We start from the raw sequence: 14,361 nt of genomic DNA, 5'->3' as shown, positions 1-14,361 counted from the left end.
GTCTGGACAGCTCGACCGAGAGCACGCACATAGTCGTCTGCGACGCCGAGACCGGTGCCGTGCTGAGACAGGGGTACGCCCCGCATCCCAAGGCCAGCCGGTGGTGGTGGCCGCGGCGTACTTCGTGGTGGGGTGGCGGGCGCCGATGGCGGTGGAGTACGCCGTCATCGTGGCCGTGTCCTTCGCGGTGACGTTCGCGGCGTACGAACTCGTCGTGCGGCGGACGGCGGTGACGCGGTTCCTCTTCGGGATGCGGTGACGCCTATTGGCCTTGGGCGCGCGTGTCGCCCCGGGTGCGCGTGCGCAGGGAGACGGCCGCCGCGGCGGCCAGCGCGGCGCTGACCCAGGCGGCGTCGCGGTAGTCGCCGGTCGCCTCCGTGGCGGCCCCCGCCAGCAGCGGGCCCAGGAACGCGCCCGCGTTCAGCGCGACGGTCGCGAACGAGCCGCCGAGCGCCGGGGCGGCGGACGCCGTGTGCATCACGCGCGCGACGAGCGCCGATCCGACGCCGAACGACAGCGCGCCGAGCACGGTCGCTGCGGCGAACAGCGCGGCGGTGCTGCCGGCCGTGGCCGCCAGCGCCGCCCAGCCGAACGGGAGGGCGCACAGGGCGGCCGTGAAGACGGCCGGCAGCCCGCCGTCGCCCGTACGGCCCGCGACCGTGACGCCGGTGAAGGCGCCGATGCCGAAGGCGGCCAGAAGCGCGGGGACGGCGCCGTCCGGCATACCGGTGACCTCCGTGGCGATGACCGCGAGGAAGCCGAAGGTGGCGAACGTGGCGCCGTTCACGGCGGCGGCGAGGACCAGCGCCCGGCGGACCGGGCGGGCTCTGAGGACCCCGGCCTCCTGGCGGACCGATACGCGGGTCCGTGCCGCGGAGTCGGCGGGTGCCGAGCGGAAGACCAGCGCCAGCGCAGGCAGACACAGGGCCGCCACCGCCCAGAACGCGGCCCGCCACCCCGACCACTCGCCGAGCAGGGCCCCGCCGGGCACCCCGGCCACGCAGGACAGGGTCACCCCGGCGAGCAGCACGGAGGTCGCCCGCGCCTGCCTCCCGGGGGCGGCCAGGGAGACCGCCACGGACATGGCGACGGCGAGGAAACCGGCGTTGGCGACGGCGGCGAGGACGCGGGTGGTGAACAGCACGGCGAAGTCGCCGGTGACGGCGCCGACCACATGGACGGCGACGAACGCGGCGAGGAAGCCGGCGAGCGCCCGGCGGCGGGGCAGGCGGGCGGCCAGGGCCGCCATCAGCGGGGCGCCGACGATCATGCCGACGGCGTAGGCGGACGTGAGGGAGGCGGCGGACGCCATCGAGACGGACAGATCGCGGGCGATGCCCGGGACCAGGCCGGACAGCATGAACTCGGACGTCCCCTGGGCGAAGACGGCAAGGCCGAGGACGTAGACGAAGACGGGCACGGACGGACTCCAGAGCCGACGGGATACGGACAGGGGTGTCCCGTGCGGGATGGAGAGGGAGATGCATCGCCGGACGGAACGCGCGTCCGGTCGCGCCGGGGGAGGCTCGGCCCGCGGAGGGACGGGTCCCCGCTCAGACCGCTATCGCCGCCGGGCGACCGGCGGCCTGGCTCTGTCCGACTCCGGGCTCGTCATACGGGGGACGGTAGCCGGTGGGGTGGTCGGTGATCAAACGGATTGCGGCCGGCCGGGCCGTGACCGCCTACGATTCCGGTCATGCCCCCGCCCGCACAGCCCGACGCCGTCCTCAAAGGGCTCGCCGTCAACCCGGCCCTGCCGGCCGAGCTGTTGCCCCGCCTGCTGGCGAACCCCGCAGCCCGCGAGGCGGCCGCCCGGCACCGCGGCGGACTCACGGCCGAGCTGGCCGAGTCGGTGATCGAGGGAGGGGGCTTCGGTCCGCTGGAGCTGGCCTGCAACGACGACCTGCCCGCCGCGACCGTGCAGCGCCTCGCCCACCACCCGGACGCCTCGGCGCGCGGCGCGCTCGCCCGGCGCGGGTACGCCGCCGAGGTGTTCGACCTGCTCGTGGCCGACGCCGATCCCCGCGTACGGGAGAGCCTCGCCGCGAACTCCGCGCTTCCGCCGCGCCTGCGCGCCCGTCTCGCCGACGACCCCGCGCCCGCGGTGCGCGCCACCCTGGGCCAGTGGTGGACGGACGCCCCGGAGGAGATACGCCGGCGGCTGCTCACCGACCCCGAGCCGGAGGTACGCGCGGGCGCCTGCGCGCGCTACTTCCGCAAGCTGCCGCACCCGGTTCCGCCGGCCGACCTGCACCCCGCGCTGCTGGCCGACGAGGGAACGCGGGCGGGTGTCGTACCGCATCTCGATCTCACGCCCGAGACGGCCGGCCGGCTGGTCACCGACCCCGACCCCGAGGTGCGCGAGGCGCTCGCGTCCCATCCGCGGCTGCCGTCCCGGCTGCGCGACGTGCTGGCCGGGGACCCGCACGCGGTGGTGCGGGCCGAGGTGTTCGCCCGCGGGGACACGCCGGCGGCCCTGCGGGAGGCCCTCTACGCCGGCATCAGCGAGGGAGCGGCCCGGGCCCGGCCGAACGTCTTCGACTGCGCGGAGGACGACATGTGGTGCCTGATGGCCGTCGGCCATCTGGACGGCCTCACGTACCCCTGGGCGGTCGCGGACCCCCTCGCGCACCTCGGTTCGCCGTGTGCGGGTGTACGCCGCTCCCTCGCCGCCTCCGCCGAGCTGCCGCCCGCGGCGGTCGAACGGCTGCTGGACGACGACGACTTCCTGGTCCGCTGGACGATGGCCCGGCGCGCGCCCGCTCCGGACCCGGACGTCGTGGAACGCGTCGAGCGCAGGCACCCGGCACGCTCCAAGGTCCGCGGGCGGCCGGCGGACGACTTCGACTTCCCCGGTGCGTACCTGCGCCGTTTCGCCACCGACCCCGATCCGCGCATCCGCACCCTCGCCCCGCGCGACCCCGGCCTGCCGACGCCCCTCGCCGACCGACTGGCCGCGGATCCCGACCCCCGGGTCCGCCGCGCCGTGGCCGCGCACCCGCGGCTGTCCCGGCAGGCCCGCCACGCCCTCCTCGGGGACGACGACGCACGCGTGGCCGAGGCGGCCGGCGCCGACCCCGCGCTGAGCGGCGCGGAGATCGAACACCTGCTGTCCCATACCGGTCTCTGACAGACCCAGCCACTACGCTCCACCCTCATGACAGAGCCCGCGTTCCTCGACGACGCCCGTACGTTCTACAACGCCATCGCCACCGACTACGCCGAGATGTTCAAGACGGTGCTGGACGACCAGCCCCTCGACCGCGCGATGCTCGACGCCTTCGCCGGCCGGGTGTGCGAGGACGGCGGCGGGCCGGTGCTGGACGTGGGCAGCGGGCCGGGGCGGGTCTCGGCGTACCTGCACGCACGCGGGGTGGAGGTGTCCGGGATCGACCTGTCCGTGTCGATGGTGGAGCTGGCGCGGTCGACGTTCCCGGCGCTGCGCTTCGACGAGGCCTCGATGACCGCGCTGCCGCACGCCGACGGCAGCCTGGCCGGGCTCCTGTCCTGGTACACCCTCATCCACGTCCCGCCGTCCGCCCACCCCGGCGTGCTGGCGGAGTTCCACCGCGTCCTGCGCCCGGGCGGCCAGCTCCTCCTGGGCTTCCAGATCGGCTCGGAGCCCTCACGCGTCACGGACCCGTGGGGTTACGACGTATCGCTGGACTTCCACCGGCTGTCCCCGGACGGGATGACGGACCTGCTGCGCCGCAGCGGCTTCACGGTGGACGCGCGGATGGTCCGCGAGCCGGCCGGACAGGAGAAGACGCGGCAGGCGCAACTCCTGGCCCGCAAGGGCTGATACGTCGGAGGTTCCCCGGCGGAAGTCCGGTGACCTGCATCGTTGCAGCGTCTAGACTCCTCTTGCGTACGCAGCCGTTGCGCATGAACGCCACCCACAGCCGTGGTGCGCGGCGGCTGCCCGACCCGACCAGGACGAGGGGAGACGCCCGTGGCCGCGCCCACGCTCCGTGACGTCGCCCGGCATGCCGGGGTGTCCGTGCGTACCGTGTCGAACGTCGTCAACGGGTACGCCGCCGTCGCCGACGGCACGCGGGCGCGGGTGCAGGCGTCCATCGATCTGCTGGGGTACCGGCCGAATCTGCTGGCCCGGCATCTCAAGCAGGGGCGGTCGCGGATCATCGGGCTGGTGGTGCCCGAGCTGGACGTGCCGTACTTCGCCGAGATAGCGCGGCTCATCATCGCCGAGGCCCAGACGCGCGGTTACACCGTCCTGATCGACCAGACCGACGGCGACGCCCGCCGCGAACGCGAGCTGATCGCTGTGCACGCGCACGCGCTCAGCTTCGACGGGGTGATCGTCAGTCCGCTCGCGCTGACGGCCGACGACCTGGGCGAACGCCGCAGCGGGCTGCCGCTGCTGCTGCTCGGCGAGAAGCTCTTCGGGTCGGGCGCCGACCATGTGGCCATCGACAACGTCGCCGCCGCCCGCGAGGTGACCGGCCATCTGCTGGACCTCGGCCGCCGCCGTATCGCGGCGATCGGCGTACAGCCCGCCGACTCCACGGGCACCGCCTCGCTGCGCGCGCTCGGCTACCGCACCGCGCTGCGGGACGCGGGCGTCGGGGCCGACGAGTCGCTGGTGCTGGCCGCCGAGAGGTACCACCGCAGCGACGGGGCCGCCGCCATGGCCGAGCTGCTCGGCCGGCCCGACCCGCCGGACGCGGTGTTCTGCTTCAACGACCTGCTGGCCCTGGGGGCGTTGCGGGTGGCGCTCTCGCGCGGCCTGCGGGTGCCCGAGGACATCGCGATCGCCGGCTTCGACGATATCGAGGACGGCCGCTACAGCACTCCCACGCTCACCACCGTCGCCCCGGACAAGGCGCTGATCGCGCGGTACGCGGTGGAACAGCTGGTGGAGCGGATCGAGTCGGACGCCGGGCACGGCCCGCTGGAGATCCGCACGCCGCACCGGCTGGTCGTACGGGAGAGCACGGGCGGCGGCTGAGGGGAGGCCCGCCCTCCCGGGAGCGGGCGGCTGAGGGGGCGGCGGATTACGGCCACCCACTCCCGTACAGCCTTTCCTGTCACGTCTGTTGACGCTGCACGTCCCGCGCGCTACAACGTTGCAAAACCCACGGACGCGCCCTGGCGTGATCCGACCGCCCACTGTTTGCAACGTTGCAAGAAGGGACGGCCGCCCATGCGGAACGGCACTCCGCACGCCCCCTCACCCACCCCTCGCGCCCTGTCGCGCCGCTCGCTGCTGCGCGGCGCCGCGGCCCTCGGCGCGGCGGGTGCCGGCTCCCTCGCCCTCGCCGGCTGCGGCAACACCATCGCCCAGGGCTTCACCGGCGCCGCCCCCGAGCCGCGGCGGCTGAACTTCTGGAACCCGTTCACGGGCGGCGACGGCATCCGGATGGTCGCGATGCAGGAGGAGTACCGCAAGCGGCACGGCGACACGACGCTGAAGTCCGCCACGTTCGCGTGGGGCGGCCCGTACTACACCAAGCTCACCCTCGCCACGCTCGGCGGCCGCCCGCCGCAGGTGGCCGTCGCCCATCTGTCGAAGGTCCCCACGCTCGCCGAGGCGGGCCTGCTCAGCGAGTTGGACCCCGCGGCCCTGGAGAGCGCCGGCATGCCCGAGCGCGACTTCGATCCCAACGCCTGGCAGAAGGCCCACCGCGACGACAAGCTCTACGCGATCCCGCTGGACACGCACCCCTTCGTGCTCTACTTCCACACGGACGTGGCACGCAAGGCCGGACTCCTCGACAGCTCCGGGCAACTGGCCGACCTCGACGGCCCCGACAAGTTCGCCGACGCGCTGAAGGCCGCGAAGGAGGCCACCGGCGAGTGGGGCGGGTCCGTCGCCTCCATCAAGGACGCGTCCACGCAGTACCGCCTCTTCCTCTCCTTCTACCACCAGCTCACCCGCACCCCGCTGGTCACCGACCAGGGCACGAAGGTCACCCTCGACCTCGCCGCCGCCGAGGAGGCCCTCGCGTACATCCGGCGCCTCACGCTCGAGGACAAGGTGATCCCGACCGGCGTCGACGGCCCCGGCGCCATCACCCTGCTGACCACCGGCAAGGCGGGCTTCCTGATGGACGGCGTGTGGCAGGTGATCGCCGTACAGGACTCGAAGATCAAGTTCGATATGCGGCCGCTGCCGCGGATCTTCTCCGACGCCCCGTACGCCTGCTTCGCCGACAGCCACGCGCTCGTCCTGCCGACGGCCCCGTCCGAGGGAGCGCAACGGCTCGACCTCTCCCTGGAGTTCGTCCACTCGATGCTCGGCTCCAGCCAGCTGTGGGCGGAGGGCGGCCACGTACCGGCCTGGCTGCCGACGCAGCAGACCGCGGCGTACCGCGAGCTCAACCCCCAGTCGCACTACGCCGAGGCGGCGAAGGGCGCCGTCTACGACCCGGTCGCCTGGTACGGCGGTGCGGGCAGCACCCTGCAGATCCAGGTGGGCGACGCGGTCACCTCGGTGTTCACCGGCGCGCGCAGCCCGCGCGCGGGCGCGGAGGCCATGCGCAGCCGCCTCCGCAAGCAGGCGAGCACGCCGTCGCCGGTGTGAGCCCCCTCGAACCGACGCCCCGCGGCCCTCGCGCCGCACGCATCCCCCGTATCCCCCCGCGCCGACCTCCGGACGAAAGGTCTCCCCGTGGCCAGCCTCACCACCACCGCAGCCCCACCCCCGACCACCGCGCCCCGCCGTACCGGCCGGCCGCGCCCCACCCGCCGCGAGGGCGGCCTCGCGGGCCCCGCGATGATCGCGCCGTTCGCCCTCTTCTACGTCGTCTTCCTGGCCGGACCGGTGATCTACACCTTCGTCGCCGGCTTCTTCGACTCCTCCCTCCTCACCGGCGGGCTGGGCGACTGGGCGGGCTTCTCCAACTACGCCGACGCCCTCTCCGACGCCGAGTTCTGGCGCACGCTCAAGCACACGCTGTGGTTCACCGTGCTGACGACCGTCCCGCTGGTCGTGCTGGCGCTCGCGCTAGCCGTCCTCGCCGACCGGTTCGTGCGCGGCCGCTGGTTCATCCGCTTCGCGTTCTTCGCGCCGTTCGTGGTGCCGTCCGCGGTGGTCTCGCTGCTCTTCATGTACATCTACGCCGACCAGGTCGGCCTCGCCCAGGACGTGGTGAAGCTCTTCGGCGTCGACACCCCGCCGTCGTGGCTCGGCGACCCCGACTGGACGCTGGTCTCCATCGCGGCGGCCACCGTCTGGTGGACCATCGGCTTCAACTTCGTGCTGTACCTGGCCGCGCTGCAGGACATCCCGCGCGACGTGCACGAGGCGTCCGCCATCGACGGCGCCGGCCCCTGGCAGCGCATCCGGCACATCATCCTGCCGATGCTGGGGCGCACCACCACCCTGGTCGCGGTGCTGCAGGTGATCGCCTCGCTCAAGGTCTTCGACCAGATCTACATGATGACCGGCGGCGGCCCCGACGGCGCGTCCCGCCCGTCGCTCCAGCTGATCTACGACACCGGCTTCACGGAGGGCCGCATCGGCTACGCCTCCACGGTGTCCTTCCTGCTGTTCGTCGTGATCCTGCTGGTCTCCCTCGTCTGGTTCGCCCTGGTCCGCCGCACCGAGAAGGAGCGCTGACATGACCGTCACCGAGGCCGCCGCGCCGTTCACCGCGGCTCCCGTCCGCGCCGGGCAGGCCGCCGCCGGCCGGGTCCGCGACTCCGAGAAGCTGTTCAACCGGATCACCCTCGGCGCGCTGCTCGCCCTCGCCCTGGTCTGGCTGGTCCCGCTGCTGTGGGCGCTGGCGACGTCGCTGCGCCCGGTGCAGGAGGTCGTCACCGACCCGGGCGCGTGGTTCACCTCGGACCCGACCCTCGCGGCGTACGACGACATCTTCGACAAGGGCAAGCTGCCCTACTGGTACGCCAACAGCTTCATCACCTCGACGCTGACGACGGTCCTCACGGTGTTCGCGGCGTCCCTCGCGGCGTTCGCGCTCTCGCAGACCCGGTTCCGGGGGCGGCGGTCGGCCTTCCTGCTGCTGCTCGCGGGGATCATGATCCCGGGGCAGGTGCTGATGATCCCGCAGTTCCTCACGCTGCAGGAGGCGGGGCTGCTCAACACGTACTGGGGCGTCGTACTCCCGCAGGTCCCGAACGTCGTCGCCGTCTTCGTCTTCAAGCAGTTCTTCGACGCCCTGCCCCGCGAACTCCTCGACGCCGCACGGGCGGACGGCGCCGGCTGGCTGCGGACGTACTGGCAGATCGTGATGCCCGTGTCCCGGCCGGTGATCTCGGCCGTGACGATCTTCGTCTTCGTCGGGGTGTGGAACAACTTCCTGTGGCCGCTGCTGGTCGTCACCGACCCGGAGATGATGACGCTGCCGGTCGGACTGAACTCCGTACAGGACGCGTTCGGGGTGCCGTACGCGCAGCTGATGGCGTCCTGCGTGCTCGGCGCGCTGCCGCTGATCGCGGTGTTCGCCCTGTTCCAGCGGCGGATCGTGGAGGGGATCGCGGGGGCAGGGTTGAAGTAGCCCGGAAGGACCCCTCGGCACACACGCGACCAGCACAACAGAAAGGCCAGCACATGCCGCACACCGCCAGGTTCACCGTCGACCCGGACTTCGTGATCGGTGAGGTGGACCCGCGTCTGTACGGAACCTTCGTCGAGCACATGGGCCGCTGCGTCTACACCGGCATCTACGACCCGGCCCACCCCACCGCCGACGCCGCCGGCTTCCGCGGCGACGTCGCCGAACTCGTCCGCGAGCTCGGCACCCCGCTCGTCCGCTACCCCGGCGGCAACTTCGTCTCCGGCTACCACTGGGAGGACGGCGTCGGGCCCGTCGCCGACCGCCCGCGCCGGCTCGACCTCGCCTGGCGGTCCGTCGAGACGAACCACGTCGGCACCAACGAGTTCCTGACCTGGGCCAGGGGCCTGGACCTCGAGCCGATGATGGCCGTCAACCTCGGCACCCGGGGCATCGACGCCGCCCGCGCCCTCGTCGAGTACTGCAACCACCCGGGCGGCACCGCCTGGTCGGACCTGCGGATCAAGCACGGCGTGGCGGAGCCGCACGCCGTGAAGCTGTGGTGCCTCGGCAACGAGATGGACGGCCCCTGGCAGACCGGCCACAAGACGGCCGTCGAGTACGGCCGGCTCGCCGCCGAGGCGGGCAAGGCCATGCACCAGGTGGACCCGTCGATCGAGCTGGTCGCCTGCGGCTCCTCCAACTCCGGCATGCCGACCTTCGGCACCTGGGAGCGGGAGGTCCTGGAGCAGGCGTACGACGAGGTGGACTACCTCTCGCTGCACGCCTACTACGAGGAGTTCGACGGCGACCGCGCGAGCTTCCTCGCGTCCGGTGCGCAGATGGACGCGTACATCTCCGACCTCGTTTCCACCGCCGACCACGTACGAGCGGTGAAGCGGGCGAAGAAGCGCATCTGGCTCTCCTTCGACGAGTGGAACGTCTGGTACGCCCAGCGCTTCCCGGGCGAGCGCAACCTCGAGACGGCCGAGGCACCGCGCCTGATCGAGGACACGTACAGCCTCACGGACGCCGTGGTCGTCGGCTCGCTGCTCATCACCCTGCTCCGCCACGCGGACCGGGTGGCGGTCGCCTGCCTGGCCCAGCTGGTGAACGTCATCGCGCCCATCCGCACCGAACCGGGCGGCGCCAGCTGGCGCCAGACCATCTTCCACCCCTTCGCCCTGACCGCCCGCCACGCGCGGGGCCGCGTGCTGCGTACGACGGCGCGGGCGCCGCTCGTCGACACGGCCCGGCACGGGGAGGTCGCCGCGCTGGACCACGTGGTGACGTACGACGAGGAGTCGGGCGGCCTCACGGTGCTGGCCGTCAACCGCGACCCGCGCGAACCGCTCCTCCTGGAGGCGTCGCTGCGCGGACTGCCGGACGGCTACCGGGTCGTGGAGCACCTGCTGCTGTCCGACGACGACCACGACGCCGCGAACACGGCGGCGGAGCCGGACCGGGTGGTGCCGCGCCCGGTGTCCGGTACGTCGGTGGCCGGCGGCGTCCTGACCGCGTGGCTGCCGCCGGTCTCGTGGAGCGTCGTACGGCTGGTGCGGGGGGCGGGCTGACCTGTCCCTACCAGGGCAGCGGCCCGGCCGCGTCGAAGTAGCCGCCGGTCGGGCCGTCCGGTCCGGTCTGCGCCATCCGGACGATGATCTCCGCGCCCTGCGCGACGGTCTGGACGCCGGTGTTCCCGTTCAGGTCCGTGGCGGTGAAGCCGGGCTCCACGGCGTTGATCCGCATCTCGGGGAACGCCTTCGCGTACTGCACTGTGACCACGTTCACCGCGGTCTTCGAGGCGGGGTAGGCGACGCCCGGATAGCCGTACGCGGGGGCCGCCGGGTCGGTGAGCGTGGCCAGCGAGGCGAGGCCGCTGCTCACGTTCACCACGACCGGCGCGGCGGAGGCCCGCAGCAGGGGCAGGAACGCGTGCAGGACGCGCACCGTGCCGAAGACGTTCGTCTCGAAGTGCGTGCGCATCAGGTCCGCGGTGGTGCCGGCGGCGTCCACGACCGCGTTGTCGTCGGTGCGGTGCTCGATGCCGGCGTTGTTGACCAGGACGTCCAGGCCGCCCTCGGCCTCGATGGTCTTCGCCGCCGCGGCGACGGACGCGTCGTCGGTGACGTCGAGGACGACCGGGCGCGCGCCCAGCCGTTCGGCGGCCTCGCGGCCGCGCTCGGGGTCGCGGGCGCCGAGGTAGACGGTGTGGCCCGCGGCGATGAGGCGGCGGGCGGTCTCGTAGCCGAGGCCCTTGTTCGCTCCGGTGATCAGTGTTGTCGTCATGTCTCCACGGTGCGTCGGCCCCGGGCGGTCAGCCAGCCGTCCCGTCTTCCTGGGACTGGCGGTACCAGGCATCCCGGTGGCCGGAGCGGCACACTGGAACGCATGGCGACGACGGAGTTCGGCCAGGCGGTACGGCGCTGGCGCGACCGCGTGCCGCCCGAGGCGGCCGGCCTGCCCGCGGGCGGCCACCGGCGGGCGGCGGGGCTGCGCCGCGAGGAGCTGGCCCTGCTCGCGGGCGTGTCCGTCGACTACGTCACCCGGCTCGAGCAGGGCCGGGCCACCAGCCCCTCGACGCAGGTCGTCGAGGCCCTGGCCCGCGCGCTGCGCCTGTCGGGCGGCGAGCGCGGCCACCTCTTCCGCCTGGCGGGGCTGGCGGAGCCGGGCCCGGACACCGTCCCGACGTACGTCACCCCCAGCGTCCAGCGCCTCCTCGACCGGCTCACGGGCACCCCGGTCGCGGTGTACGACGCCTCCTGGACGCTGCTCGTGGCCAACCCGCCGTACGCGGCGCTGATGGGCGACCCGTCCGGCTGGCGCGGCCACGAACGTAACGGCGTCTGGCGCAACTTCGTCGGCCCCGGCTCGCGTGCCCGCCAGTCCCCGGAAGACCGCCGGGAGTTCGAGGCGGCGCTGGTCGCGGACCTCCGCTCGGCCACCGGCCGCTATCCGGCCGACCGCCGGCTGAGCCGGCTGGTGGCGGACCTGCGCGCGCACAGTTCCCGCTTCGCGGAGCTGTGGGATGCGGGCGCGGTGGGCCGGCACGAGGCCGCCCGCAAGACCATCGACCATCCGGGGGTGGGCGCGCTGACCCTCGACTGCGACGTCCTCACGGTCGAGGGCAGCGACCTCCACGTCATGGTCTACTCCGCGGAACCCGGCACCCCGGACGCGGAGCGCCTGGCCCTGGTGACCGTGCTGGGCACTCAGTCGCTGGTCGGCTGAGGGGGACGGGCCACTGCGGCGCGGTCCAGGGGTGCGGGCCGGGGCACTCCGGTGCGGTCCAGGGGCGGCCGGCCCACTCCCGCGCGGTCCAGCAGCGCGGTCATCGCGGCGGCGGGAAGCGCGGGGTTGGCGGCGGCGGCCGGTCCCGTCCCGGGGGCGTCCAGCAGCTCGGTGATCCGGTCCGCTGGCAGCCGCGGATCGCGGGCGGCCGCGTCCCTCACCCACGGGTCCGGATCGCGGCTCAGCCGGTCGAGCAGCGCGGGGGTCGCCGCCGGGTCCCGTACCGCCAGGGCCCGGCAGCGCGGGTCCGCAGCGTCCGCGAAGCGCTCCGCGAGGCCGGCGGCGGGGAATCCCGGGCGCGTGGTGAGCATGCCGACGGCGCGGTGGGTGCCGTGCACGTACAGGTCCAGCAGCAGCTCCGGCGGCGCCTTCGGATGCCGCTCGGCCAGCAGCAGGCGTACGGCGAAGTCCTCGTCGGCCGCGAGCAGTTCCACGCAGTCGTCGGGCAGCTCCTCGCACACGGCGGCGCTGCGGCGCAGCCACGTGTGGGCGGAGGCCGCGCACCGGCGCAGGACGTCGGCGTCGTCGCGTGCGGTCCATACCCACCACAGGGTGTCGAGGCGGTCCTCCGGACGGACCTGCCAGTCGATCGCCGCGCGCTCCTCCTCCGTCAGCCTGGGCCGGGCGGAGACGGCCAGGCGTACGGCGGGGTCGTCGTGGCCGGCGAGGGACGCGGCGAGGTCGGCGGGGAAGGTGGGGTTGCGGAGGAGGGGCGGGAGGTGGCTCTCCTCGGCCAGCAGCCGCTCGGCGACGCCGCGCGTCAGACGGCCCCGCTCCAGCACGAGCTGCCGGTCCCAGCCCGGCTCCAGGGACTCCAGCAGCTGCGCGGTCCGCTCCTCGTCCTCGTGCATGACGTGCAGGGCGGCGGATTCGCGCACGGTGGCGTCCGGATCGTCGAGCAGGACGGCACGCTCGTCGTCGCCGAGCAGGTGCCACGCGCGCCGGCACGCCGTGCGCCGGAAGTACGGGTCGTCGTGCCGGGCGAGCGGTACGAGCACATGGGGCGGGGTGGTGGGCGCGCCCGCCGCCTCGTACCGGACGATGTCCTTCTCGTGGTTCAGCAGGCGATCGTACGCCCAGTCCGGCAGGGGCGGCACCTCGGTCCGGTACGGCAGCGGGCCCATGGCCACGGCCAGGGCCATCCTCGGCTCCGGATCGTCGAGCAGCCGGGCGCGCAGCTCGGGGGCGACCGTCCAGCTCTCGGCGAGGGACAGCCGCAGCCGGCGGTCGGGGTGGGTGAGGACGGCCTCGGCCACCTCGTCCGGGAGGGAGCGCCGCCAGGTGAAGCGCTGCCGGATCTCACGGTCGTCCAGGGTGAGCAGCCGGAGCAGGACGCCGGCGGGCGCGGCGGGGTTGGACGCCAGCCCCGGCAGTGCGGGGTGAACGGTCACTCGTCCTCCGGTCCGTACGGCTCGAAGCCGATGTAGTCGAGCGGGTCCTCGTCGCGGCGGCCGAGGCGGGGCAGGCCCTCGGCGGCGAAGTGGCCGCGCAGCCACTGCAGGAGGGTGTCGGTGAGGCCGCCGCCGTCCAGGGGCGGGCCCTGGTCGGCGTGGCGGGGGACGACGATCAGCGGCCAGTCGTCGGGGTCGGCTCCCTCGGTCAGCCAGCCCAGTTCGTCGCCGTCGATGGAGTTGGCGAACGGCAGGAAGCCGCCGGGCTCCGGCCAGACGGCGAGCGGGTGGTACTCGGGGAAGTCGGCGCGCAGATCGCGGTAGGTCTCCGTGTGCCACTCGGCCCAGGGCGCGAGATCGTACTGGCCGTCGCCGAACGGGGCGCCGAAGCGCAGCCAGCCGCACCACTCGCCGGACCCGTACGTCTCCATCAGCGTCACGTATCCCGTCGGCAGCCGGGTGCCGAGCCGCTCGTACAGCCAGTCCCAGCCGTGCGCCCCGAGCACGGGCTCCCGTGGCGGCGGGATCAGTGCGCTGAGCGCCTCCAGCCCGCTGCCCTCGGTCAGCGCGGCCCGCTGACGCTGCGTCGGCTCCGGCCGCCGGGGCGGCGGCGTCCACGCGACGGGGTCGAGGTCGGTGAGCATGGCGCTGCGCGCGGCGATGGGCCGGAGCCGGCCGTCGGCGACGAGCCGGGCGAGGGTCGGCAGCAGCGGGGTGCCGAAGCGGTGCCACGGGTCGCGCCCGGCGTTCTCGTCGTCCTGGCAGTGCATGACGACCGGCCAGCGGTCGGGGTCGTCGGAGGCGGTGGTGTCCCAGAAGAGGGTGTCGGCGGTGCGGGTCGCCCCGAAGGGCAGCACCCCGGCCGCGGCCCGCCGCGCCTGCTGCAGCCACGTCCCGTAGTCGAACCACCCCCGGTTCGCACAGGGCACGTGCAGCCACAGCCACGCCCCGAGGTCGAGCGGCCCGTAAGCGGCGGCGACCGCCTTGTAGTCCGCGGGCAACCCCGTCCCGAGCCACGCCTCGACGGCGTCCCAGTCGACGGGCACCGCGAAGTCGTCGGGCGCCGGCCCGAAGAGCCCGGCGAAGGCTGTGACGCGGGGGTCTGGAGTGTTCACAGTTGTACGGACCCCGCCCGGCGCCGAAAGGTTGCGCCCCGCACCGAAACCCGGTGGCGGGCGGTCCCGCAGGCGCCGAGAATGCGG

At 73.9% G+C, this 14,361-nt stretch carries 13 protein-coding genes; 9 read left to right on the top strand and 4 right to left on the bottom strand.

The features are described from left to right. The first annotated feature begins 100 nt into the window (after positions 1 to 100). Positions 101 to 259 carry a hypothetical protein gene (locus tag AB0M28_RS22310; RefSeq protein WP_365407543.1) on the top strand — a complete coding sequence of 53 codons (159 nt, stop codon included), beginning with the start codon at positions 101 to 103 and terminating at the stop codon, positions 257 to 259. A 3-nt stretch (positions 260 to 262) separates the two neighbouring features. On the opposite strand, the gene AB0M28_RS22305 is transcribed toward AB0M28_RS22310, so the two are convergent. After that, the gene (locus AB0M28_RS22305) at positions 263 to 1,420 is read right to left on the bottom strand and encodes a Cmx/CmrA family chloramphenicol efflux MFS transporter (protein ID WP_365407534.1); all 1,158 of its coding nucleotides are present in this window, start codon (positions 1,418 to 1,420) and stop codon (positions 263 to 265) included. Between the two features lie 276 nt (positions 1,421 to 1,696). Here AB0M28_RS22305 and AB0M28_RS22300 point away from each other — a divergent pair, with 276 nt between their 5' ends. From AB0M28_RS22300 to AB0M28_RS22270, 7 genes are all read left to right on the top strand, one after another. Next, positions 1,697 to 3,130, top strand: a complete 1,434-nt coding sequence (locus tag AB0M28_RS22300) for a hypothetical protein (RefSeq protein WP_365407531.1) — start codon at positions 1,697 to 1,699, stop codon at positions 3,128 to 3,130. A 27-nt stretch (positions 3,131 to 3,157) separates the two neighbouring features. Beyond that, positions 3,158 to 3,802, top strand: a complete 645-nt coding sequence (locus AB0M28_RS22295; protein WP_365407528.1) for a class I SAM-dependent methyltransferase — start codon at positions 3,158 to 3,160, stop codon at positions 3,800 to 3,802. A 150-nt stretch (positions 3,803 to 3,952) separates the two neighbouring features. After that, entirely contained in the window at positions 3,953 to 4,969 is a 1,017-nt protein-coding gene (locus AB0M28_RS22290) for a LacI family DNA-binding transcriptional regulator (RefSeq protein WP_365407525.1), read from the top strand. A 195-nt stretch (positions 4,970 to 5,164) separates the two neighbouring features. Beyond that, positions 5,165 to 6,544: an extracellular solute-binding protein gene (locus AB0M28_RS22285; protein WP_365407522.1), complete on the top strand. Its 1,380-nt coding sequence runs from the start codon at positions 5,165 to 5,167 to the stop codon at positions 6,542 to 6,544. An 87-nt stretch (positions 6,545 to 6,631) separates the two neighbouring features. Next, positions 6,632 to 7,582: a sugar ABC transporter permease gene (locus AB0M28_RS22280; protein ID WP_365407519.1), complete on the top strand. Its 951-nt coding sequence runs from the start codon at positions 6,632 to 6,634 to the stop codon at positions 7,580 to 7,582. A 1-nt stretch (position 7,583) separates the two neighbouring features. Beyond that, on the top strand, positions 7,584 to 8,480 hold the full coding sequence (locus tag AB0M28_RS22275; protein ID WP_365407516.1) for a carbohydrate ABC transporter permease: 897 nt from the start codon (positions 7,584 to 7,586) through the stop codon (positions 8,478 to 8,480). Between the two features lie 53 nt (positions 8,481 to 8,533). Then, a complete protein-coding gene (locus AB0M28_RS22270) occupies positions 8,534 to 10,051 on the top strand; it encodes an alpha-N-arabinofuranosidase (protein WP_365407513.1) in 1,518 nt (505 codons plus the stop codon). Between the two features lie 7 nt (positions 10,052 to 10,058). Here the strand turns inward: AB0M28_RS22270 and AB0M28_RS22265 are convergent, their stop codons facing one another. After that, the gene (locus AB0M28_RS22265; protein ID WP_365407510.1) at positions 10,059 to 10,766 is read right to left on the bottom strand and encodes an SDR family NAD(P)-dependent oxidoreductase; all 708 of its coding nucleotides are present in this window, start codon (positions 10,764 to 10,766) and stop codon (positions 10,059 to 10,061) included. A 102-nt stretch (positions 10,767 to 10,868) separates the two neighbouring features. Between AB0M28_RS22265 and AB0M28_RS22260 the strand changes: the two genes are divergently transcribed. After that, positions 10,869 to 11,708, top strand: a complete 840-nt coding sequence (locus AB0M28_RS22260) for a helix-turn-helix transcriptional regulator (RefSeq protein WP_365407507.1) — start codon at positions 10,869 to 10,871, stop codon at positions 11,706 to 11,708. On the opposite strand, the gene AB0M28_RS22255 is transcribed toward AB0M28_RS22260, so the two are convergent. Further along, complete coding sequence (locus AB0M28_RS22255) at positions 11,690 to 13,159, bottom strand: hypothetical protein (protein ID WP_365407504.1); 1,470 nt, start codon at positions 13,157 to 13,159, stop codon at positions 11,690 to 11,692. The genes AB0M28_RS22260 and AB0M28_RS22255 overlap by 19 nt on opposite strands. Further along, positions 13,156 to 14,274, bottom strand: a complete 1,119-nt coding sequence (locus AB0M28_RS22250; protein ID WP_365407501.1) for an SMI1/KNR4 family protein — start codon at positions 14,272 to 14,274, stop codon at positions 13,156 to 13,158. The genes AB0M28_RS22255 and AB0M28_RS22250 overlap by 4 nt, the downstream gene beginning before the upstream one ends. Between the last annotated feature and the right edge of the window lie 87 nt (positions 14,275 to 14,361).

Source organism: Streptomyces sp. NPDC051940 (assembly GCF_040680895.1).
GTDB lineage: Bacteria > Actinomycetota > Actinomycetes > Streptomycetales > Streptomycetaceae > Streptomyces.
Note: the sequence above shows the minus strand (reverse complement) of the source record. Positions and strands in the feature narration are given on the sequence as shown.

Coding starts and splice junctions, on each gene's coding strand:
- AB0M28_RS22300 (WP_365407531.1), top strand. CDS start 1,697: ATGCCCCCGCCCGCACAGCCCGACGCCGTCCTCAAAGGGCTCGCCGTC.
- AB0M28_RS22295 (WP_365407528.1), top strand. CDS start 3,158: ATGACAGAGCCCGCGTTCCTCGACGACGCCCGTACGTTCTACAACGCC.
- AB0M28_RS22285 (WP_365407522.1), top strand. CDS start 5,165: ATGCGGAACGGCACTCCGCACGCCCCCTCACCCACCCCTCGCGCCCTG.
- AB0M28_RS22275 (WP_365407516.1), top strand. CDS start 7,584: ATGACCGTCACCGAGGCCGCCGCGCCGTTCACCGCGGCTCCCGTCCGC.
- AB0M28_RS22270 (WP_365407513.1), top strand. CDS start 8,534: ATGCCGCACACCGCCAGGTTCACCGTCGACCCGGACTTCGTGATCGGT.
- AB0M28_RS22265 (WP_365407510.1), bottom strand. CDS start 10,766: ATGACGACAACACTGATCACCGGAGCGAACAAGGGCCTCGGCTACGAG.
- AB0M28_RS22260 (WP_365407507.1), top strand. CDS start 10,869: ATGGCGACGACGGAGTTCGGCCAGGCGGTACGGCGCTGGCGCGACCGC.